At 30.4% G+C, this 22,846-nt stretch carries 23 protein-coding genes and 4 pseudogenes; 19 read left to right on the top strand and 8 right to left on the bottom strand.

The genetic code is table 11. The features are described 5' to 3' along the window. Positions 1-36 precede the first annotated feature (36 nt). The 7 genes from F3I00_RS06130 (at position 37) to F3I00_RS06100 (ending at position 6,019) form a co-directional block, all read left to right on the top strand. The gene (locus F3I00_RS06130) at positions 37-702 is read left to right on the top strand and encodes a DsbA family oxidoreductase (RefSeq protein ID WP_020807134.1); all 666 of its coding nucleotides are present in this window, start codon (positions 37-39) and stop codon (positions 700-702) included. A 117-nt stretch (positions 703-819) separates the two neighbouring features. Further along, complete coding sequence (locus F3I00_RS06125) at positions 820-1,674, top strand: hypothetical protein (protein WP_020807133.1); 855 nt, start codon at positions 820-822, stop codon at positions 1,672-1,674. A gap of 206 nt (positions 1,675-1,880) precedes the next feature. Continuing rightward, positions 1,881-2,354, top strand: a complete 474-nt coding sequence (locus F3I00_RS06120) for a hypothetical protein (protein WP_020807132.1) — start codon at positions 1,881-1,883, stop codon at positions 2,352-2,354. Positions 2,355-2,599: 245 nt separating this feature from the next. Further along, complete coding sequence (locus F3I00_RS06115; RefSeq protein WP_020807131.1) at positions 2,600-3,604, top strand: LCP family protein; 1,005 nt, start codon at positions 2,600-2,602, stop codon at positions 3,602-3,604. Positions 3,605-3,610: 6 nt separating this feature from the next. Beyond that, positions 3,611-4,471: a YveK family protein gene (locus tag F3I00_RS06110; RefSeq protein WP_020807130.1), complete on the top strand. Its 861-nt coding sequence runs from the start codon at positions 3,611-3,613 to the stop codon at positions 4,469-4,471. A 10-nt stretch (positions 4,472-4,481) separates the two neighbouring features. Then, positions 4,482-5,243, top strand: a complete 762-nt coding sequence (locus tag F3I00_RS06105) for a CpsD/CapB family tyrosine-protein kinase (protein WP_065169544.1) — start codon at positions 4,482-4,484, stop codon at positions 5,241-5,243. Between the two features lie 5 nt (positions 5,244-5,248). After that, positions 5,249-6,019, top strand: coding sequence for a tyrosine-protein phosphatase (locus tag F3I00_RS06100; protein WP_020807128.1), 771 nt, complete (start codon positions 5,249-5,251; stop codon positions 6,017-6,019). 37 nt (positions 6,020-6,056) lie between these two features. On the opposite strand, the gene F3I00_RS06095 is transcribed toward F3I00_RS06100, so the two are convergent. Continuing rightward, complete coding sequence (locus F3I00_RS06095; RefSeq protein ID WP_024273054.1) at positions 6,057-7,106, bottom strand: IS30-like element ISLga1 family transposase; 1,050 nt, start codon at positions 7,104-7,106, stop codon at positions 6,057-6,059. 163 nt (positions 7,107-7,269) lie between these two features. Between F3I00_RS06095 and F3I00_RS06090 the strand changes: the two genes are divergently transcribed. Together F3I00_RS06090 and F3I00_RS06085 are read left to right on the top strand one after the other, a co-directional pair. After that, positions 7,270-7,704 carry a hypothetical protein gene (locus tag F3I00_RS06090; RefSeq protein ID WP_159311032.1) on the top strand — a complete coding sequence of 145 codons (435 nt, stop codon included), beginning with the start codon at positions 7,270-7,272 and terminating at the stop codon, positions 7,702-7,704. Beyond that, entirely contained in the window at positions 7,701-8,468 is a 768-nt protein-coding gene (locus F3I00_RS06085; RefSeq protein WP_113533225.1) for a macro domain-containing protein, read from the top strand. The genes F3I00_RS06090 and F3I00_RS06085 overlap by 4 nt, the downstream gene beginning before the upstream one ends. Positions 8,469-8,555: 87 nt before the next feature. On the opposite strand, the pseudogene F3I00_RS06080 reads toward F3I00_RS06085, so the two are convergent. Together F3I00_RS06080 and F3I00_RS06075 are read right to left on the bottom strand one after the other, a co-directional pair. Continuing rightward, positions 8,556-9,587 (bottom strand): annotated as a pseudogene (locus F3I00_RS06080) (transposase family protein). Between the two features lie 89 nt (positions 9,588-9,676). Continuing rightward, positions 9,677-10,180 (bottom strand): hypothetical protein, encoded by a 504-nt coding sequence (locus tag F3I00_RS06075; protein ID WP_020807953.1) that lies wholly within the window; start codon positions 10,178-10,180, stop codon positions 9,677-9,679. A gap of 447 nt (positions 10,181-10,627) precedes the next feature. Here F3I00_RS06075 and F3I00_RS06070 point away from each other — a divergent pair, with 447 nt between their 5' ends. The 6 genes from F3I00_RS06070 (at position 10,628) to F3I00_RS06045 (ending at position 14,562) form a co-directional block, all read left to right on the top strand. Continuing rightward, the gene (locus tag F3I00_RS06070; RefSeq protein WP_024273014.1) at positions 10,628-11,677 is read left to right on the top strand and encodes an IS30-like element ISLga1 family transposase; all 1,050 of its coding nucleotides are present in this window, start codon (positions 10,628-10,630) and stop codon (positions 11,675-11,677) included. A 6-nt stretch (positions 11,678-11,683) separates the two neighbouring features. Next, a complete protein-coding gene (locus F3I00_RS06065; RefSeq protein ID WP_113532417.1) occupies positions 11,684-12,172 on the top strand; it encodes an AbiH family protein in 489 nt (162 codons plus the stop codon). An 827-nt stretch (positions 12,173-12,999) separates the two neighbouring features. Further along, positions 13,000-13,206: a hypothetical protein gene (locus F3I00_RS06060; RefSeq protein ID WP_020807931.1), complete on the top strand. Its 207-nt coding sequence runs from the start codon at positions 13,000-13,002 to the stop codon at positions 13,204-13,206. Positions 13,207-13,270: 64 nt separating this feature from the next. Continuing rightward, on the top strand, positions 13,271-13,783 hold the full coding sequence (locus tag F3I00_RS06055; RefSeq protein ID WP_020807932.1) for a Panacea domain-containing protein: 513 nt from the start codon (positions 13,271-13,273) through the stop codon (positions 13,781-13,783). Then, complete coding sequence (locus tag F3I00_RS06050; protein WP_020807933.1) at positions 13,783-14,148, top strand: hypothetical protein; 366 nt, start codon at positions 13,783-13,785, stop codon at positions 14,146-14,148. The genes F3I00_RS06055 and F3I00_RS06050 overlap by 1 nt, the downstream gene beginning before the upstream one ends. Positions 14,149-14,277: 129 nt before the next feature. Continuing rightward, positions 14,278-14,562 (top strand): hypothetical protein, encoded by a 285-nt coding sequence (locus tag F3I00_RS06045; protein WP_024273097.1) that lies wholly within the window; start codon positions 14,278-14,280, stop codon positions 14,560-14,562. A 410-nt stretch (positions 14,563-14,972) separates the two neighbouring features. Here the strand turns inward: F3I00_RS06045 and F3I00_RS10985 are convergent. From F3I00_RS10985 to F3I00_RS06030, 3 genes and pseudogenes are all read right to left on the bottom strand, one after another. After that, positions 14,973-15,615, bottom strand: a pseudogene (locus tag F3I00_RS10985) (transposase); the annotation flags it as partial. A 366-nt stretch (positions 15,616-15,981) separates the two neighbouring features. Next, on the bottom strand, positions 15,982-16,110 hold the full coding sequence (locus tag F3I00_RS10920) for a hypothetical protein (protein ID WP_020807938.1): 129 nt from the start codon (positions 16,108-16,110) through the stop codon (positions 15,982-15,984). Between the two features lie 95 nt (positions 16,111-16,205). After that, positions 16,206-17,543, bottom strand: a complete 1,338-nt coding sequence (locus F3I00_RS06030; protein WP_020807939.1) for an AbiH family protein — start codon at positions 17,541-17,543, stop codon at positions 16,206-16,208. Positions 17,544-18,055: 512 nt separating this feature from the next. Between F3I00_RS06030 and F3I00_RS06025 the strand changes: the two genes are divergently transcribed. Next, complete coding sequence (locus tag F3I00_RS06025) at positions 18,056-18,304, top strand: HigA family addiction module antitoxin (protein WP_020807940.1); 249 nt, start codon at positions 18,056-18,058, stop codon at positions 18,302-18,304. Between the two features lie 18 nt (positions 18,305-18,322). On the opposite strand, the pseudogene F3I00_RS06020 reads toward F3I00_RS06025, so the two are convergent. Further along, a pseudogene (locus F3I00_RS06020) lies at positions 18,323-18,846 on the bottom strand (helix-turn-helix domain-containing protein); the annotation flags it as partial. Between the two features lie 125 nt (positions 18,847-18,971). On the opposite strand from F3I00_RS06020, the gene F3I00_RS06015 reads away from it, so the two are divergent. Next, a complete protein-coding gene (locus tag F3I00_RS06015) occupies positions 18,972-20,219 on the top strand; it encodes a hypothetical protein (protein WP_215541168.1) in 1,248 nt (415 codons plus the stop codon). Positions 20,220-20,397: 178 nt separating this feature from the next. On the opposite strand, the pseudogene F3I00_RS06010 reads toward F3I00_RS06015, so the two are convergent. Next, positions 20,398-21,191, bottom strand: a pseudogene (locus F3I00_RS06010) (transposase); the annotation flags it as partial. 596 nt (positions 21,192-21,787) lie between these two features. On the opposite strand from F3I00_RS06010, the gene F3I00_RS06005 reads away from it, so the two are divergent. Beyond that, entirely contained in the window at positions 21,788-22,273 is a 486-nt protein-coding gene (locus F3I00_RS06005; RefSeq protein ID WP_065169748.1) for a hypothetical protein, read from the top strand. Continuing rightward, positions 22,270-22,845, top strand: coding sequence for a hypothetical protein (locus F3I00_RS06000; protein WP_065169747.1), 576 nt, complete (start codon positions 22,270-22,272; stop codon positions 22,843-22,845). Before F3I00_RS06005 ends, F3I00_RS06000 begins: the two co-directional genes overlap by 4 nt. Position 22,846: the final 1 nt, after the last annotated feature.

Raw genomic sequence — 22,846 nt, 5'->3', positions numbered from 1 at the left:
AAGTGAGAGTGTAATTAAGAGAAAGAAGAGTTGAAAATGAGAATTTCAATTTGGGGCGATTACGCATGTCCATACTGCTACATTGGTGAAACTTACTTACAAAGAGCAATTAAAGAATTAGGTGTTGAAGACAAGATTGAATATGACCTTAATGCTTTCCAGATCGACTTAGATGCACCAAAATCAACTAAGAATACGAATGCTGCTCTTTTAGCCTATGAAAAGGCAATGCCGTTAAGTAAAGCAAACGCAGCTTATGATCACGTTAAAACATTAGGCAAAGCAGCAGGTCTAACAATTAATGAGGCAACTGCTTATAACACTAACACGATGGATGCTCACCGAATGGTTCAATGGGCTAAGGACACTTACCATGATTCTAAATTAACTGCAAATTTAGCTGATGATTTGTTCTATGCATACTTTACTGAAAATAAGGAATTAGCCGATCATGATGTCTTATTAGAAATTGCTAAGAAGAATAAGTTAGATGTTTCTGCAGTTAAAAAAGTTCTTGCTTCAAATGACTATCAAGAAGTAGTTATGCAGGAAGAAGCTAATTTAGAAAGCCGTGGCGTTGAATCAGTACCTTACTTTATCATTAATGGTCAGCAATTTGATGGTGTTCAAGATGTTTCAACCTTTAAGACAGCGATTGGAGCAGCCTTAGGGATGAAGCCAGCAGAGTTTTTGAACTTTTAGAAGTTATTTTAAGATCCTACGTTTTTATAAGCGTAGGATCTTTTTTATATGGTGATTTTCTGGTATTATTATAGTTCTGAATAATATCTGTTATATAATTTTGAAAAGGAGATGAAAATGAAAAACAAACTAAATCTTTTTAACGTTGGACTACCAGATAATGAAGACTTAAATAACTGGTCCAAAGATCTAATTAGGCAGAGATTAGAAACCATGGCAATCACGTCGGACCTTGTACCATTTGTATCTGAAAATTCAAACTATGAATTAAATGAGAATATGGTAGCTCTATATGATTTCCATCAAAGACCAATTAGAGGAAAATATCAGACAGTAATTTTTGATAAAAAAGATGGTATTATTTTATGCCAGAAAAACAGCCGTCAGTTGATTAATCATTTGTTAAAAGATCAAATGATTTTAGGAGCGGTTTTACAAAAGAAGCTGCAAAAAGAACTTGGCTTTTATTATCGTCATACAATTTCTTTAGGAGAGATCGCTTATTTTTCAATGAGAGCTCATTCTGAAAAGCATACTTTCTGGATTGGTCTGCATCATATGCAGACAGTACAACAAGAAGATGGAAAAGTGACTTTTTCTTATCAAGAGAATGGCTGTAGTTATAACTTTGAGTTTGAAGATTGTGCGCCGCACTTGTATAAGCGGTTAGCTGAGGGAATTACTCATAATCATGTTTTAGGACAGATGCTAGTGAAGTATGCTAATTCGCATGGCTTTCATTTGAATCTCTGCAAGTGTCGAAAGAATAACTTGGTTGCTAATCAAGAATACTTTTACTTAACTAAAATCCAGAATGCCATGAACTTAACTGAGCTTGCTGAAGAAGCAATTGAAGAATTTCATAAAAATTATGGTCGCCATTGTGCTGACTTTTTTGATATCAAAGACTGGCAAGTGCAGGACCATAATCTGATTTACCGATTGTCTAGAAGAATTAAATCAATCTTGTAACACGCTTTTTTGAGCGTGTTTTTTCGTTACCAGAAATTGAGTTGCTGTTCATAGTGAATGCAGGAAAGTAGTTAGAGCAAAAATAATAGAAAGTTAGTCCTGGCAAGGCTTTGCAACTGGCAGATCTTGGATTTTAATAAGATTTTCTTCTTGATATGATGCTCAATGCACAAGCGCTTGTGACATTACTTAAAAGGAATGGTCACATGATTAGAGAAGAAAGTTTTATTAAAGCATGGGAAAATCGTCGTTTAGTTGGTGGAGCAATTAAGGCAGCCGGCGTAAGGCGAGATTATCAAGACTATGCTGATTTGTTTCAAGATGGTGTTTTGATTTATGCGGGGATGATTGAAGAAAGTCCAGGTCAAAATATGGATAAGCTAGCTTTTAAAAAGATTCTTTGGCATACGCTAGATGAATTAAGAAAGATTCAGCGTAGAGAAAAAAATCAAGAAATAGATAACGCAAAAGATTTTTCAAGGCTTGAGGTTGATTGGGATAGCTTAGTTGTTTTGAAGGATGAAGTTAAGAAGTTAAACAAGATTGAGCGACTTTTGTTCTTTGAGCATTTGCTGGCGCAGAAAGAGATTTCTGGATTGGTTGAGCGGGCGGGATGCTCCAGAAGAACCTTGCAGAGAGTGAAAAAAGATCTGCTTTTAAAATTACGAAAATCACTGTAAAAATAAGTAAGATCCTCTCTTAAATAAATAACATAATGAGTTTTTAAACGAAGTCATATTGATTTTATGGGGGGGTGAAAGTATACTTATATCCGTGAAGGTGGTTAGATCGCTATTTAGATCATGTTTTGAATTTAATAAAAGTGTTTTTTTATGCTAATTGTGAATTTTCTATGAATTTTCAAATATTTTTTGTATAATGATTTTTAGTGTTACTAAAAAACGAAAAATAAAAGAGGAATAAAATGGATCATAATAATAGTGATAATGAATTAAGACATCGCTCACATCATCACCGTCATCATCGACGTAAAAAGTTTTGGCGTATCTTTTGGATTGTATTAGGTGTTTTCCTTGTGGTAGATATCATTGCGGTTATTATCGCTTGGCACAATATCCATGTTGCCACTAACAATATGTATAATCCGATGAGTAACGAAATTAGTGATCGAAAGGTTAGCGACACTCTTAAAGACAAAAAGCCAATGAGCTTGCTTTTATTAGGAACAGATACAGGTGAATTTGGCCGTTCTTACAAGGGTAGAACTGATACCATCATGATGATGGTGATTAATCCTAAGACTAATAAGACTACAGTTGTTAGCTTACCTCGAGACATGAAAGTTAACTTACCGAGTTATCCAGATTATTCACCGGCCAAGATTAATTCAGCTTATACTTATGGTGGTGTAGACGAAACTGTCAAAACGATCAAAAAGTACTTTAATATTCCAACTGATGCTTACGTAATGGTAAACATGGGAGGATTAGAGAAGGCAATTGATCAAGTTGGAGGAGTGACAGTTAAGTCACCATTAACCTTTGATTATGAAGGTTATCATTTTACTAAGGGCGCAACTTATCATATGAATGGGAAGAAAGCTTTGGCATTTAGTAGAATGCGGTATGATGATCCTCGAGGAGATTATGGGCGTCAAGAGAGACAAAGACTCGTAATTATGGCATTATTAAAGAGTTCCATTTCTTACAAGACAGTCGTGAATCAACCATTCTTGAACTCAGTTTCTAAGCAAACCATGACGAATTTAACTTTTGACAATATGGTTGCTTTAGCTCAGAATTATCGTCATGCAACTGATAATGTAACTACTGACTACGCTCATGGACAAGGAGACTGGGAAGGCGGCGTTGCCTATGAATCAGTTAGTCAAGCAGAGTGTCAAAGAATTAGTAATAAGTTACGTGCTGCCTTAGGGCTTAAGCCGGAAACCTTAAAGACAGGAGAATAGGAAAAAGTGGAAAACAGTACAAAAACTGAAAATACAATCGATTTACGTAGATTATGGATGCTCCTTCGAGCACATATCTGGTCTATTATTTTATGGACAGTTGGTTTAGGAGCAGTTGGTTTTATCTTAGCTGCTTTTGTGGTTGAACCTAAATATACTTCAACTACTCAAATCTTAGTTAACCAGAAGCGTAATGCAAATGATGCTGGCCAAGCATTGACTGCGCAACAGGCTGATGTACAAGTAATTAACACTTACAAAGACATTGTAACAAGTCCAGTTATCCTAAAAGATGCTTCTAAGTGGATCAAAAATCCTACTGAAGTAGTGAAACCTGCTAAGAAGGCTAAGTATCGTACACTAGCAGATGGTACTAAGAAGTTAGTTAGTCCAGCTGAGCCGGCAGTAGTTAGAAGAGCTGGTCGTGGATATAATGTCAGTGCTAAAGAAATGCAAAAAGCTGTTTCTGTTACTACTCAACAACAGTCTCAAGTGTTTACTATTAGTGCTAAGAGTAATGATCCTGAAAAGGCTCAAGCTATTGCAAATGCAGTAGCTCAAACGTTTAAGAGCAAGATTAAGAGCATTATGAATGTTAACAATGTAACTATTGTTTCACCAGCTGCACGTGGTACTAAGACCTTCCCTAAGACTACACTCTTTACTTTAGCCGGAATCGTACTTGGCTTAATTATTAGTGTTGCGTTGATTGTTTTACGTGATTCATTTAATACTACTGTTAGAGACGATGATTACTTGACTAAGGAATTAGGATTAACTAATTTGGGTCATGTATCACACTTCCACTTATCTAATAAGTTTAGTATTAATAACAATAATAATTCTGGTAAAAAGAAACGAGTATAGGAGCGTATAAATGGGATTGTTTAATAGACGTAAAAAACGTGGTACTGATGAAACTATGCAATATGGAGCTAAGTTAATCACTGTAGCAAAGCCACAAAATCCAGTTAGTGAACAATTTAGAACTGTTAAGACTAATATTGACTTTACAAGCGTCGATCATCAGATCAAGGCTTTAGCCTTTACTTCTGCTAATATTAGTGAAGGTAAATCAACGGTTACAGTTAATACAGCTGTAACTATGGCTCAAGCAGGAAAAAAGGTTTTGTTAATTGATGCTGACTTACATAGACCTACACTACATCAAACATTTGATATTCCTAATCGAGTAGGATTGACGACAATTTTAACTTCACATTCTAATGAAGTTGACATGGCAGATATTGTAAAAGAAGATATTATTCCAAATCTTTCAGTTATGCCAGCTGGTCCGATTCCACCTAACCCTGCACAATTATTAGGTTCTAATAGAATGCGTGCATTTTTGAATATGGTTAAAGAGCACTATGATTTAGTTGTTTTAGACCTTGCTCCTGTTCTTGAAGTTTCTGATACCCAAATTCTTGCTGGTGAAATGGATGGGGTAGTACTTGTTGTTCGTCAAGGCGTTACCCAAAAGGCCGGTATTGAACGTGCCTTAGAAATGCTTAAGTTAACTAAAACCCATGTTTTAGGATATGTAATGAATGACGTAAGAACTGGTCCAGATGGTTATGGATATGGTTACGGCTATGGATATGGCTATGGTCAACAAAAAGATGGAGAATCGAAGTAGAAAAAATGGTTTTAGTTGATATTCACTCACATATATTGCCAGGTATTGATGATGGATCTCCTGATTTAGATTCATCATTAGGACTAGCTGAGGCAGCAGTAGCGGATGGAATTACTCATGCATTAATGACACCTCATACTTTAAACGGAAAGTACCTAAATCATAAAAAAGATATCATAAAAGAAACTGCTGATTTTCAGAAAGCGCTAGAAGAAAATAATATTCCTTTAACAGTCTTTCCTAGTCAAGAAGTTCGTTTAAATGGTAATTTACCTCAAGCTCTGGACGATGATGATATTCTCTTTTGTGATGAAGATGGCAGATATATGTTATTGGAATTTCCAAGTGAAGATGTACCAACTTATGCCAAGGATATGACCTTCAATCTGCTTGGTCGAGGTATTACACCAATCATTGTTCATCCTGAAAGAAATTCTGGGATCTTAGCCCATCCTGAAAAGTTACAGGAATTTATCGAACAAGGATGTTTAACCCAAATTACAGCTAGTTCGTATGTGGGAGTATTCGGTAGGGAGATTGAAAAATTAGCTGATAGATTTGTAGAAGCAGGACAAGTAGCAACTTTTGCTTCAGATGCCCATACATTGCCAAAACGAGAAAGTCGTATGCATGACGCTTATGAAAAGTTAGAAAAGACGCAAGGATTGGATGTTGCTAATAGCTTTAAGCAAAATGCGCGAAACATTATTAATTCAGATAATGTTAACTTAAATTGGAGACCATTGAAAAAAAAGAAAAAATTTTGGTTATTTTAAATTTCGTAAATTGCAATAATAAATTGAACACTTTTGGTTAAGCTGCTTGATAGATTCGATCTAATTCTCTTTCAAAGATTTCATCTGGTGTATGATAAGCTAAGATCTTTCTTGGCAATGAGTTGCACCAGGTTTCAATATCAATGATATTTTGTAAAGAATAGTTAGCTATTGCTTCTCCTTTAGGAATGAATCTGCGAATAAGACCATTGTGTCTTTCAACTGTTCCCTTATCACAAGAAGTGTAAGGATGGGCATAGTAAACCAGTGTATTGGATGCTTCTTCTAGGTTGGACAGATCCGCAAATTCTGAACCATTATCAGTGGTAATAGTTTTAAAAATATCATTCCAGTGTTCACTGTATTGTCTTTGGAGTTCTTTAAAGGCTTGCATGACACTGATAGAAGTCTTGTCGGGAATACGAATAATTAAGAATTCACGACTCATGCGCTCAGATAAGGTTAACAGCACTTCATCATCTTTAGTCTTATGTCCAAGAACCAAATCGCATTCCCAATGACCGAATTCATTACGTTCACTAATTTCTTTTGGACGTTCTTCAATACTTCTGCCAAGCTTTTTCTTGTTTTTGCGAACACGATGAAGCTTGGTATTGCGTTTAAGCTTCTCAGGCAAGTCGTAATTATAAATGCCTAATAAGCCCTTATCAACGTAATTATAAAGAGTTTTGGTGCAGACAACATCGCTGCTAGAGAATTCGCCAGCAGCAGTGGCACGATTACTGCAAACATCAAGCGACCAACCGTCTTTAAAGAAATGTTTGTGGACATAGTGAATAAATTGAGTTTTTTTGAGAAAGTCTGATTTGCGCCCACAATTTTTACGATGAGCTTGATATACATCATGTCCTTGAGTAGCCTTGTATCTTTTGACTTTACCATGATACAGTTTTACAGTGCCACGTTTAATCTCATAACTGATAGTAGAAGGAGAACAGTTGAGTTCACGAGCAATTGCACGCAAAGAGCAGCCATCTTTCAAACGCAATTGAATAATAACTCGCTCTTCAAATGATAAATGCTTTCCTTTAACGTGCTGGTTCATGGTAGAATGTAAAGAGTCCATTTTGACCTCCAATAGAAAGTTTTTGTGGTTATTAACATTCTATCAAACAGGTCCGAATGGACTTTTTATTTTTCTAAAGTGTTCAATTTGATTTTACAATCAACGAACTATTTTTTTTAATGATGCTGGAAAATTAGAATCAATAGATAAAACTCCTAATATAATGGAAATGTATCCAAAGTCTATTTCAAGTGAAATTCTAAAAGAGGATATAAAGGTTATTAATAAACCATTTATGTATATAAAAAGATATAAAGATAAAATTTTTCGAGTGTATAATTCTGAATTAAGAAGGATAATTTTTAAAGTAATAGATATAAATGGTGAGCAAAAAACGGTAGGAGTTTTTCATCAACCAGATTGGATATTAGCTACAGCTAAATGGACTAATAAAAAGTATAAGAAGATTAGTAAATATTATTCAAAATTGTATTATAATCATGAATATTTCGATGTATATAGAAATGTTAATGAAGAAAAGTGGTATCTTACTTCTAATAATATGCCGTTGAATTTAAAACCCGAAGAAAAGGAAATACTTAAGAAAGTAGAAGAAAATGCAACAATTGAATTAATAAAAGAAGATGAAAAACAATGATAATTTATACAAATAAAAATTTGTTTTTATCACCAGCTCAAACTCTTGTAAATACAGTAAATACAGTGGGAGTAATGGGAAAAGGAATTGCAAAAGACTTTAAAAAATTTTATCCACAAATGTTTAAGCGTTATAAATATTTATGTGATAAAGGAAAATTTCAACCCGGACAGTTAATGTTGAGTAAAGAAGAGCCAGAGATATATCGAAAAAAAAATACCGGTAATATTCGAAAAAGATGGGTTTTAAATTTTCCTACTAAAAAGCGTTGGCGTAATAAATCGAAAATTGAATATATTGAAATGGGGTTAAAAAAATTTGTTGAGGAATATAAGAATAGAAATATTGAATCGATTTCTTTTCCACAATTAGGTACAGGAAATGGTGGTTTAAAATGGGAAGAAGTTAAAGAAATTATGGAATATTATTTATCTGAAATTGATATTCCTGTATATATTCATATTTATCAATCAAATTACTCTTCTTATACCGATAAAGAAGTAGAAAAAAATTTAAATACAGATCATGATATATGGAAAACAAACATATTTTTAAAAAGAGATGATATTAATTTAAATAATAGTATAAATGTTGATGGAATAATCTTACCAGGATCGGAAGTTTATAGAAAAAATATTAAGTTTGAATCTGTAAAATACTTGTCAGTAGTCGGAGATGAAGAATCAGAATTAATTTGGTTGCAAGAAAATACTAGAGAAATTGAGGAAAGAATTGTAGAACAGCTTAGTATATTTAATATATAATCGATGCTGTGATCAAGAATTCGGTAGAGCCAATATAATTTTAAGTAGGGGATGAATTATAACATAATGATGTCGTGGTTCCTCCTCTTACTTTTCTTTTATGATATTTTCTTCTAGTCTGATTCTAATTAATAGATGGCTAAAACTGCTATAGCCATAAGTATAGTACGCTAGTATAATTACGTTTAAAAGTTAATACTGTCTGATGCATTTGTTTACCGACAGCTTGTTTTGAATGAAGTAAATGAATAATCTTTTTTTCATCTTTGTTTTGAATAGCAGCCATAAAGTCCTGCATAACTCAATATGTGTTTTCAAGCTTTTCATTGCAGTCTAAGCCATCTAAAACAACGTGCTCTTGAGTGAGATAGTCTTTGAAATGCTAGTCATAATAAAGCGCTTTCTTATTGAGCTTGTCATACTTCATGAGATAAAGTTTCCAGGTAGATTTTAATAGCTTATTATTCACGGCTTTGCTTCTTATTTGACCATAGCACGAGCCTGCGGAGTAAACTTGTAGAAGTAGTGTAGAATTTCAGGTTTAAAACGTGTTCTAAGGATCTGGACTACTTGATGAGAATTGCCGTCTAGACAGATAAAGTGCAGCTTCTTGCCAACGCCCTTAAATTCGTCAAAAGCCAAATGTTTAGGCAAGCGATCAAACTCATCGTAAAACTTAGAAGAGCAAGATTCTAAAACTCTCTGAACAGTATTGACTGAGACATTTTGCTCACGAGCAATACTTGTCATCGAACGATCTTCAGTAAGAACAGCTAAGACTTTACGCTTAGAACTATTAGAGATGTGGCACTATTTATTAACAAGGTTAGATTGAGCCATAGATCTTTTAAGGCAGTTATTGCAGAGAACACGTTGCTTTTTGAGTCTAATAGATACTGGATGACTAGCATCGGCAGTAATAAAGCGTACATTAGAAGTATAGTGATCATTATGTTTAAGATTATGGGAATGGCAATAAGGACAAGAAGACTGAATAATCTCAGCTAAGTAGACCTTATGAAATTTACCATCAATAAACTTTTTAAAATAATCAGAAAAAACAATGTTTTGATCTTCAATATCAAGAGAAAATTTAATATAATTGTTAAGAGAGGCTATGGCCTCTTTTTCTTTATGCAATAAAAAAATCCTGTCGATAGAATATCATAGATATCAATCAACAGGAAAAAGTATAGAATCAACTAAAATCAATAAGATTCTAGTTCTCTTTGATATGCATATAAGATAGAGAGTCTTTTTTTTAAACCGTAAGTATGAAAAAAGGAAATCCCTAGACATAAAATGAAAAAAGAAATTAGAATTGAAAAAAGTCTACTTGGTTGTGTAAAGAAAAGTAATATGTTTTCAATCTCTTTAAACATGGTTGTGTTCATCATATCTTCAAAAAAGATACCTTTTTGTTTAGAAGAAGATAACTCAAATATATTTTGAAAGCAGGCGGAAAATAAAAATGCGGATGATGAAATGTATAGAGAAAGAATAGAAAGGATAAATGTAAGAATTGCATTTATAAGTGATAATCTCCTGTTACTATTAATTTTGAACTGTAATTCGTTAATCAAAGAATCAATCTGATTTGAATTAAGTTTTAAAAGATTTAATTTCTTTTTTAATTCATCGGGATTTTTAAGTCTGAATGAATACTTACTTTTATAAATTATATTTTTTAAAGATAAATCTTGTTTTAACACTTTATACTCCAATAATAATTTTAATCATAGTATATAATTATTATATACTATGATTAAAAATAAAAGCTGAATTGATTAATTAAATATAATAATTATAGAAATTAAAAGTTAGGTAAGTCATGAACACTAAAAATGATAGTTTAAATTCTTGGATTTTAATGAAGCAATTAGCTGAAGGAAATGTCAATACAATATAGAAGAGATAAGAATGCAGCAAAACGATTTGACTCAAGCGAAAGTATTAAATATGGCTTTTATCAATATTTTTGTTGGTGTATTAAGCGAAAGTTTAAAGATAAAAAACTTGATAATCCAGGAATTATTTTTTATTTAAATACATTTCGTTGATTGTAAAATCAAATTGAACACTTTAGAAAAATAAAAAGTCCATTCGGACCTGTTTGATAGAATGTTAATAACCACAAAAACTTTCTATTGGAGGTCAAAATGGACTCTTTACATTCTACCATGAATCGGCACGTTAAAGGAAAGCATTTATCATTTGAAGAGCGAGTTATTATTCAATTGCGTTTGAAAGATGGCTGCTCTTTGCGTGCAATTGCTCGTGAACTCAACTGTTCTCCTTCTACTATCAGTTATGAGGTTAAACGTGGCACTGTAAAACTGTATCATGGTAAAGTCAAAAGATACAAGGCTACTCAAGGACATGATGTATATCAAGCTCATCGTAAAAATTGTGGGCGTAAATCAGACTTTCTCAAAAAAAATCAATTTATTCACTATGTCCACAAACATTTCTTTAAAGACGGTTGGTCGCTTGATGTTTGCAGTAATCGTGCCACTGTTGCTGGCGAATTCTCTAGCAGCGATGTTGTCTGCACCAAAACTCTTTATAATTACGTTGATAAGGGCTTATTAGGCATTTATAATTACGACTTGCCTGAGAAGCTTAAACGCAATACCAAGCTTCATCGTGTTCGCAAAAACAAGAAAAAGCTTGGCAGAAGTATTGAAGAACGTCCAAAAGAAATTAGTGAACGTAATGAATTCGGTCATTGGGAATGCGATTTGGTCCTTGGACATAAGACTAAAGATGATGAAGTGCTGTTAACCTTATCTGAGCGCATGAGTCGTGAATTCTTAATTATTCGTATTCCCGACAAGACTTCTATCAGTGTCATGCAGGCCTTTAAAGAACTCCAAAGACAATACAGTGAACACTGGAATGATATTTTTAAAACTATTACCACTGATAATGGTTCAGAATTTGCGGATCTGTACAACCTAGAAGAAGCATCCAATACACTGGTTTACTATGCCCATCCTTACACTTCTTGTGATAAGGGAACAGTTGAAAGACACAATGGTCTTATTCGCAGATTCATTCCTAAAGGAGAAGCAATAGCTAACTATTCTTTACAAAATATCATTGACATTGAAACCTGGTGCAACTCATTGCCAAGAAAAATTTTAGCTTATCACACACCAGATGAAATCTTTGAAAGAGAATTAGATCGAATCTATCAAGCAGCTTAACTAAAAGTGTTCAATTTATTATTGCAATTTACGAATAAATATAATCTTAATAATTGGAATAATAAGACAGAATGGAGTTGCTACATTAACACTGATATAATTCATCCACATGGTCAAGAAAGTATTCCACGTAGCTTATTGTTCGGATCAAATTGTGAAAGATTTAAAGATAATAAAGATTTAGATAGATTTAATAAAGAATATTGGGCACGATATGATGTTAAATATTCTACACTCTTGAAAGAAACCGAACTGTATATTATTTATGGATCATCTATTGGTGAATCAGATAGTTGGTGGTGGAAGAAAATTTGTGAGTCCTTAAAAAATGGTGCAGAATTAATTGTTTATTCATATAAACATGAATTTTCATCTTTGGACTTTGTTAATAAGTATGTGAAAATAGCTGATAGAAAATTTGTATTGAGTAGAATTTTTGTAGTAGATTATAATAACGCAAAAAATTTAAATTTTCTTTCTCTAAGGAATTTTTAGTTCAATTATATGAGATTTAATATTATAAGAAATAAAAGAGAAAATATATTGATCTTAACAGAGAATTAAATTTAGAAGATAAAAATAATCATTTATCTGCTAAGATTATAGATAAACGTCTTCTAAAATACTGTATTGTAATATACTTTAATTTTTTTAAGAACTAATGATACAATACATTATTTTTTTAAGTCTGATAAGTAATTGAGTTTATAAATAAAAATAAAATGGTGAGATAATGAAAAAATAATTTGTATAGCATTATTAATTTAGAAAATGTTTGTATAGTTGCGCTTTTACTTTATATAATAGGTTGCTCAATTTGGCCTAGATTTTTCAAATATTTGGGGATAAGTATAGAAATAGTATCAGTTTTATTAATTGTAATTATTGTACATATTGAAAAAAATAGAGGAGAGATAGAAACTTTTAAAAGCAAAGTGGAAAATTATCGTATTTTAATAGCTAGTATTTTTCTATGGCTTGTAGGTTTTCTAATTGTATAGCCCCATCAATATTCTGTTGGTCTAAAAAATTGGATTGGTATTAGTTCTATTATAAGTATAGGTACTTTTTTGTTTGCTTATAAGCCGCGAATAATTGAAGTGATCTTAGATGGAGATTATGTAGTTGAACAAGAGAATTCAGTAAAATATTATAAATTTAATTCAAAAATTTGAACTATTTATGCTATTAATAGATTTAATAAAAATACAAAACTATCTTATAAAGGAATATGTACTGAGGAAGATTGGAAAAAGTTAAATAGTGATGAAATTACCGAAAGTCAAGTCTTATTTTGGAACGAAGAAAAAGAAATTAGTAACGTGCTGCAAAAGAAAGATTACAAGACAATTGATAAAAATGAGGAAAGTGAATTCTATAGAGTAGATGTGGAAAAACTAAGAACAGTATATTTAAAGGACCTAGTAAAACAAAAAAATCTAGTAGTTGTATTTAAAGATATTGGAGGGAATTATTGGACTAAAAAATTTAAATTCGGAAAATTATATATTCTTAATGACAGCAACTAAATATTGTAGAGAAAAATATTATATGCTATATTAATATGGATGTCTTATTGAGGGGGGCAAAATTATGGCAGAAATTTTACAAGCTCAAGAACCTATTGCTGTTGCGAATTTTGTGATAGATATAGCTAAAAAAAATAATATGTCTGTCACAAATTTGCAACTTCAGAAAATATTATTTTTTTTACAAGGATTTACTCTATGTAAGTATAAATATGGTATAGTAAACGGAACTTTTTCAAAATGGCAATATGGTCCGGTTCAAAAAAATGTTTATCGTACTTTTAGAGATAATGGTGCAGGACCGATTACAAATAAATATGTAAATGCTTATTTTGATTCTAATGGTCAATTTCAAAAACAAATTCCCGAAATTGAAATAACTAATAAAGTTCGGAAAGAAATTACTGATTTTACATTAAACTTAATTAAAATTCCTACATGGAAATTAGTAGGATTGACACATAAAGATCCTAGTTGGTATAACTATAAAGATAAAATAATGAATTATGAAGCGCAAGATTATAAAGATAATGAAATATTAGCCTGTTTCCAAAGTAATGAATCAGAATTAAAATAATGGATAGAAGAAACTTTATTGAAGGACTTATAAATAAGTTTACTATTAAATTAGATCAAGATAAGGATAATGATCAATTAATTGATAGTTTAATTTTTTTAGGAGAACAAGAGAGTTATTGTAGATCGTATCCAGAAATTAGTGATATTATCTATCATTTAGAGAAAGAAAAGTTTAAAAATTTAAAGAGTAACTTTGCGTTACTAGAAGAAATTACTGAAAATAAATTTGAAGCGTTATTAAACGATGAAAAGTTTGCTATATATTCTAACGATGAAATTGCTAAAGATTTAAATAAAAGAGATGAGAATGAAAATAGAAGAAGAATTACCAATAATCTTTTGAGATTTGAACGACATATTTAATTAAGCTGTTATCAAAGAGATTATATTTTAAGTCAAACATCGGATGCTGAACAAATAGCTAAAAATGCAAAAAGAAAAGTAGGACATATTTATTCCGAATTTGTCGGAATATTAGCTATTTTTACTGCAATGTCGTTTGCAATGATGGGTTCAGTTCAAGTTTTAGGAAATTTATTTCATGATGTTAAATTGTGGGGAATAGCTTCAATAGGATATGCGCTCATTATTGGAGGAATTTATGTTATTATTATGTATATAATAATAATGACACTTTTGGTAGGCATAAAAAAACTATACGGAAATGATGAAAAGGATGCTAAATATAAATTTACTACTGGGATTGTAACTCTTGTTATAAGTGTAAGTATGTTAATGATAATTGCCGGGTTAGCATTCTTAAAAATAATGAAATAATTGGCTGTTTGTCAAACAACCTAAAGTAGGAGATGAATTGTAACATGACGATGTTATAATTCACCTCTTATTTTTTTGTTTAAAATTAAGTTGAGGTTGAGGTCGACAACAGGAAAGAATTGATAATTCGTTTGTCAAACTGGCCCGTTGATATATTTTTCTTTTAAAGCTAGATTTAGGTTGTTGATCGTTAAGATCGTATTTTAGAAATTGAGTAAGTGAAATATATTAGCCTCAATAAATATTGTGAGGTGATCTTGTGAATTTTATAGGAATAGACGTTAGCCAAGGTAAAAGTCATGCAACACAAATAACTGATGAGTTTGAGAAAAGAACTTTTGCTTTTAATCATAATAAAAGTGGATTTAATGATTTATCTACTCACTTTACTTCGATACTTGTATAATTTTTGAAACAACCAGATAAGTCTTGTTAGCCAAATCTTTTAACTTAGTTGCAGTCTTTTGAGCATGTTTTTTTGCAATGCATTTAAGTTGCATAAGTTAACTTGTCTAACTAATTCGCAATGCGGATAATGACTGATTATTTTCCAATAATTAGATCCTTTAGTTGCATTAAATGGGTTTTTTATTTCGAAAAAAGTAGATTGAAGAACCTAATGGAGCCTTCTTTTGGCTATTACTAAGTCAGACGTTAGCTGATCATAAAATCTTCTCAGCACATTAAGCTGATGATACATATTAATTTGTATTTTATTAATTGGTTGGTTATATAATCTTTGAATTAAGGCTGGATAATAAGTATCATTTTTACCATTTTTATTATGGCACAGACCTAGATTCATTTCTTTTTTAGCTTTAAGAGGATTAATAATTATATAGTTATAGCCATAGTCCTCTAGAAAAGCTTGCAATCTACGAGAATAGATGCCTGTAGCTGAGAATATGATTTATAAAAAGTAGCTAAATCCTTTAATAGCAGGGTAAAGTCTGAACGATCATTAGTAATTGTTATTTCATTTTTGCTTTGACCAATTAATTCACAGATAGTAGAAGTAGACCTGCTTATATCAATTTCGAGTACAACTTGCATAATAAATATCTCCTAAAGATTAGTAGTAAAACATATTTGTTTAGGAAGATAGATCTAATTTTCTAAATTCGACATCAAGTGTCCACATTCTTTGAAGAGGTTACTAAAGTCATAAGCAAAACTGTCAGTTTTTTGCACGGCATCAAGCGTCTAAAGAGGCCACGACATATTGTTTTACTTCTATCTCCATCCTACGATTAGAACAAAAAATAGTGAATTAATTATTCCGTCGGATAATCAATTCACTATTTAGCTTAGAATGTTTTATGCAATAAAAAATCCTGTCGATAGAATATCATAGATATCCATCAACAGGAAAAAGTATAGAGGCGAATAAAACCAAAACGACAGTAGCAGGGGGAAGTGCTACTGTCGTTTTTTCTCAGACACTGCTTGAATTTGTCCACGCTGTAAACTGGTTAATTGATGATAGTGCTTAGAAATGCTAGAATTTGAATTGGTCATGAAGATCTTACTTTCTTGATTTTTAGTCATTTCAAGTTTAGGTCTTCATGGCCTTTTTGTTTAACGATTCGTGTTGCACTTCAATTTTAAATCCGTGAAGGTTTATTAACGATGCTAAGCTGTCACTAAAGTGTACCTTTATTGATAGACGGGCTCGGTAAAAGATTTAACCGTTGCTCTAGTAATAGTTTATTGACAATATTTTCTCCGTGCTGATTAGTTGATGTTTGACCGTAAGAGGTGAGTAACTTTATAATTTCTTCAAGAGTTTTTTGAGCACTGAGTCTATCTAAGAAATCACTGCTACCTTTTTTGTAATAGAAGTTTAATTCAATATTACTATCATATATATTATAAATGTCAAATAATGATTCGAAGTAAGAATAATCAGCATGTCCTAAAGAATGGCCGAAGAAGATAATTTTATTTATATTTTTTTGAAATTGATGTTTTTTATCTCTCATATTGTTAACTTGATTATCAATTAATCTAAAAGATTTGGTAAATATAATTCTCGGATCATTAAAGTCTATGTCATTAGTTGTATCGGAAATGTCATGCCAATCAATTCCGAATATAGGTGGGGCTAACCTTTTATAATTAGAATGTAATTTGTTTATTTGTGACCTAGTATATGAATCATTCCACGATGCAACCCCGTGTATATTCGTCCAACTATTAAAGGTTATGTTTGAAAACCTTTTTTCGTGAATCATTTGGTTAACGATATTTTCATCTAAAGAATAATTAAAGTTGATAACGTCAAGGTGTACTATTTCTTCATTGTAGGATGATGTTAGATATTTTAATAATTTTTCAGATCTTTTAAAATAATGATCTTTGGATTTATAAATGAGATTTTTAATATATAAAGCAAAAGATTTTTCAAACTTTTTAAGGCTATCGAGCATACTAGTCGAAAGATCTTTATTATCTTTGAAACAGTATTGGACTATATTAATGAATTTCATTCGTGCTTGATCATTTGGAAATTCTGAATTTGAAAAAATTTCTTTCTTGTTTTTAAAAACAATAGTAACTGTTTTAAATATCATTTTTTCAATGTCTACCCACTGAAATTTATCACTATTACTCATTAAAACATAAGAGCTTATGAAAATAATGTCCCAATTAGTAAGAGTAGGTTCGAAATCAGAGAAGTTTTGTCTAAAAATTTGTTTGAAATAGTTGATTAAATATCCGTAAGAATCAGAATTTGACTGAATAAATTTTTCAACATTTAAATTATAAAGTTTTTCTTTAAATACATTAATAAAAAAATCTATTGCTTTTTGTTTACATTGTATAACCGTCTGTTCAGGGAACTTTTCAATATATTTTTCGGTTAGAAAATCAATACCATATTTTTTTGAAAAGAAGTCTGTGTACTTAGTTTTTAGTTTACATTGTAAATCGAAACCGTTTCCAATAATCAATAGCTCATTTAAAGTGTTATTTTGCATCAATATTATTACCTCGAATCTATATATATACGGTTCATATTTTTAATAAAAAATTGCTATTTGTCAAACCGTCTACACGTAATATGGTGTTATGATTCATTTCTATGTAAAGTTAAACTCAATAAAGTGTTCAGCTTTAGTTTTTTGCTCATATTTTTGTATTAAAAGAAAGTTCGATAAATAAGCTTGTAAACATGTCGTTTTTACAAGCTTAGGTTTATAATAATCTGTTATATTACAAAAATGAGTTTTAGTCAGATGACTAATTGCTTGCTAAAGTAATTTATGTGGTATTATATTCCATCCATTCCCATAAAAAACTTGAATATAATAGAAAAGGATAGTATTACTATGAATGATTAATATTGAATTCACTTTATTATTCAAACACCAAATTTAGAGATTGTTGATTATCGCTAGCATAACAAGATAATAAGAAGGAAAATAATGATGTTAAAGAAAGAATACTACACAAATTTCAAAGATAAGTGAAGTTTTAAGTAAAGAAATTTATGAAGCCTCTAAACTTATCGGCTTATGCAGTGGCTAAGGAAATTGAGGTGTCTCCATCAAGAATTTTAGATAGTCTTCATGATGAAAGAAAAACTACAGTAGATACTTATGTAAGATTAGGAAAGTTATTTGGTGTATCACCAAAATTCTTTTTAAATATTCAGAATGATATTGAAACAAGAAATGTTGGGATAAAAACAGCAAAGAATACGATCAAATTAAGCAAATTAGATTTGCTTAGAGTATAAGTATATTTATTCATTAACAATAAAGTGCGTTTTTTTGCCAACGTCTTTAAATTCATCAAAAGCTAAATACTCAGGAAGCTGATCTAAATCATCGTAGAACTTAGGAGAACAAGATTCTAAGACTCTTTGAACAGTATTAACTATAGGTTATGCTCACGAGCAATACTGGTCATAGAGCGATCTTCTGTAAGAGCAGCTAAGACCTTACGTTTAGAAGCGTTAGAGATGTGGCAATATTTATTAACAAGGTTAGATTGAGCCATTGATCTTTTAAGGCAGTCATTGCAAAGAACGCGTTGTTTTTTAAGTCGGATAGTAACAGGATAGCTAGCATTAGCAGTAATAAAACGCACGTTAGAAATATAATGACCATTGTGTTTAAGATTATTGGAATGGCAGTAAGGACAAGCAGGCTGAATAAGCTCTGCAACATAGAGATTATGATATTTACCGTTAATATATTTTTTAAAATAATCAGTAAAAACAATGTTTTGATCTTCAATATCCAGAGAAAATTTAATATAATCGTTAAAAGAGGACATAGCGCAAACTCCTAGTAAACTTAATTGAATTGGTCGAAGAAGGAGAGAGGCTATGGCCTATTTCTTTATGCAAAAATAAGGGTAATTGGGATAGAAAGATGAAATATATAAAGCAATTTCTTTTAATGATTATAGAATGGATAATTTTAATTATTATATTAGGTTTTTGTAGATTCTTTCATGGTCAGTCATTTAATTATATTATGTTGATTTTATTTATATTGGTTATTGATCAAATAAATAAAATCTTTAGAACCCATTGGATACGTAAATATCGAAGCAACTGGTTTAGGGTATTAATATATTTATTAAGGATTATTTTCTTGATAGTCATTTCTATAGTGATATCACATTTAGATTTAGAAAAAATTTATAGTGTAAGTATAATTTATTGGATTTATTTTATTTCTATTATTATCGCCATAATACTTACAGAGCCCTGTTTTAAATTGAGATTATATGTACCCGATAATGACGAAGAGAAGCAAGTTTTGAGACCAAATTTTAATAAACCAATTGAACTTTATATTTTTGCTAACCGAGGTAAAAAGTACAGATATTTAGGAATAACCCCATTAGAATATATTAAAGAAAGAAAAGTAAGTTTAGTAAAACATATTTATGATACTTCTTACTGTAAAAAGCAGGTAATTGATTTTTGTAAGGTGCCTTTTGTTAGTGGCAAAAATAGATTTTATTTGAATCTTCCGCACATAAAAAAACTATTCAATACTGAAAAAATTGGAATAATAATAGAAGAAAGGACAAATAAAGAGAAAAAAACACTTTATTATTATCGCTTAGGAAAAAGAAATTTAGATTGTATAAACAAGCATCCTATTTTCTTTAATATGATAGCTATTCCTGTGTTACTTGCTAATGGATTAGGAGCGATTGTGTATGGCGTATGTTTATATTTTCATAAATATATTAAATTTTTGGTAAATAGCAGTGTATTGATAAAATTAACTCAAAAATTCGGTGATGTAAAATATAAAGTTGAGTTAACTAATAAAATAAGTATGGGTTTTCTTATAGTGTATTTAGTTATGATTTTTTGGATATTTACCTTACCTTTTTGGACTGAGAAATTTGATGAATTTGTAAAAAAACTTGGAATTGTGATAACATTATTTCTAGATTTTGCAGCATGTATTATCATTCTAATTTTTCTTGAAGGAAGAGGTCTAAACGATCATTTTAGTTTCTTTTGTTTAATAGTTTGGATAATCTTTAATATTATTGAAGTGATTATTTTGATATATAAATGGATGTTAGAAGATAAAAATACAGGAGGAATACCGCGTACTCAGTTGATTATGACGATCATATTTGGAATTTTATCCTTTATTGTAGGAAAATTGTGGCGATAAAGCAGTTCAACTATTACTACATGTAAATTTTCCATGTAGGGTCAATCACAACAAGATGCTTTACTTTATTTTTGAGTGTAGCAAATATAGGATGAATTATTTCAGAAAAAAGGTACGACAAATAAACCTGTAAAACATGTCGCTTTTACAAGCTTAGGTCTATAATAAAGTTGATCAATTAATTACGACCAAAGTCTTTTTGATTATGTGTGGCTACGTTGTAATCATATGGTTGATCATTGGTAATCAGAGCATAAATAGTTCTGATTAATTTATGAATTGAAGCAATAGCTATCTTTTTAAACCCTTTGGTTTGAGAGGATAGCTTTTTGCTTTCATAATAATCTGCTATATGACAAGGATTAGTTTTAGCCGCATTATCTATTTGTCCAATAGCACGATAAAGCAGTTTACGTGCTATTGCATTACCGCGTTTAGTAATACTTAAACTAGCATCCATTTCACCAGATTGATAGCGTCCCGGATCAATACCGATAAAAGCATTGATCATATTAGGATTAGAAAATCTACGGATGCTTCCTAATTCAGCTAATACTCTAATAGCCGTAGTTTGGACAAAGCGAGAATACTTTCTAGATTTTCAAGATCATGATTGGGTAAAGATTTAGCTAGTTTAACCATTCTAGAAATTAAATTTTTTCTTTGTTCGTTTAAGTTAATTAGTCTTTGAGCATAATATTGCACCTGCTCGACTTCTACGCTGTTTTCAGAAACAACAGGATAAGCCTTGTTAGACAGATCTTTCAACTTATTTGAAGTCTTTTGCGCATGCTTTTTCGGAATGCCTTTAAGCTGCATAAGCCATTTAATAATATCCTTTTCTTGAGTTTATCTAACTAATTCACAATGCGGGTAATGACTGATTATTTTCCAATAATTAAAGTCTTTATCTGCACTAAATAAGCTTTCTATTTCAGAAAAAGTAGATTGCAAAGATTGGTGGAACCTATTTATGTCTATAATAATTAGAATTATGATAACATTCATTAATAAGATTAGATTAAGCTACAGTCTCCTAAGAGAAGTATTACACAGAACTTTTTATTTTCTTAACTAAAGTTTACTAGCATTGGTAGTAATGAAACGAACGTTAGAAAAATAGTGACCATCATGTTTAAGATTAGTAGAATAGCAATAAAAAAAGAGTTCTGAATAAGTCAGCTATCAAGACTTTCTGAGACTTGTCATCAATTTTTTCAGAATAATCAGAAAAAATGATACTAGTACCTTTAATATGATGTTGAATTTTAATACAATCATTAAGAGAGGACATAAGTAGTCAACTTATTGGGATTAGAAGATTTAATGCAGTGAGACTTATACCTCTTTTTTTGTATAATAAAAATGACAAGAATAGTATAAGTATTTGATGAATAAATCAGAGTTTTGTGTATAGGGAATAATATTTGAATTGGATAAAGTGATAGTTAAAAGAAAAAATGGCTATTATGTTAAAAATACAAAGTGACTATTTATATGGTTTGATTTAAAATTGAATTATATTTTTTTACTGTTAATTCACAAGAGTGAAGTATTTGGTGGCTATAATGAAATATAAAAAAGATAAAATTTTTTATAAATTTAAAGATAAAGATAAAATTTATGAATTGGTAACATATGATGAATCTAAAATAGACTATTACTCATTAATAAAAAAGTATCAGAGAGAAGGCTATTATCAATTAATCATTAATTCTAGATTAATGATTGATTTAATCAAAGATTTTAAGAAAATTGATTTAACTGTGTATGATATTGAATTACAAGAAGATGATGAAACCTTCTATGGGGAGTTACGTAAAACTTTAAAGGGACTTAAAAACAAACATAATTCAGAATTATGTTTCAAGTATTTGTTACAAAGCTTAAATTTATTATATTGTGATAATTCAATAGAAATTAACAAAATTTCTTTAGGAAATAGTAGTGATGATGTAATTGTCTATTCAAATGGCATTGTAATAATGAATGAAGATATAGAAGAAAAAATAAAAGCTTTTTTAAAGAAAGAATTACAGTTGATTATTCAATGAAAAAGTTATATAAGAATTTATTAAAGCCTTTAATGATTATAATCTTTAGTTTGAGTTGTGCACACTTTTTCAACTTGACTCGTATTATTCCAATTATTCCTAAGAAAAATTTATCACTTGATATTTCTATATATAGTGTTTTTTTTACGTATCTTATAAATTTAATTGAGGATTATTATTACAAAAGTAAAATATCTGTTGAATTATATTTAAATACTGGGAGGCAATTTTTAAATAAAAAAGATGAAAATTTATCAATGAATGAAAAAAAGCCAGCAACAATTTATGCAAAGATTCATTGTGATGATGCTAGAAAGATCCTTAATTTTAATTTAGAAGTAATATTGAAAGTTCCAGATTTTGTATCTGCAAGCTGTGATAAATCCGTTGTTCAAGAAAATCGTGATTTGCATATTTGTAAATTAGACTCAGAAGATATGGTTATTCCTATATCTGTTATGGCGAATGAAATAAGTGGAAATAAATCTGATACAATCTATTTAACAATTAAGGAAAATAAAAATAAAAGAAAATTAATAATTAAAACAAATAAAATGAAAATAGGAGTTTAAT

The sequence above is a fragment of the Lactobacillus sp. JM1 genome, from assembly GCF_009834385.1.
In the GTDB taxonomy this organism is placed as follows: Bacteria; Bacillota; Bacilli; order Lactobacillales; family Lactobacillaceae; genus Lactobacillus; species Lactobacillus paragasseri.
Note: the sequence above shows the minus strand (reverse complement) of the source record. Positions and strands in the feature narration are given on the sequence as shown.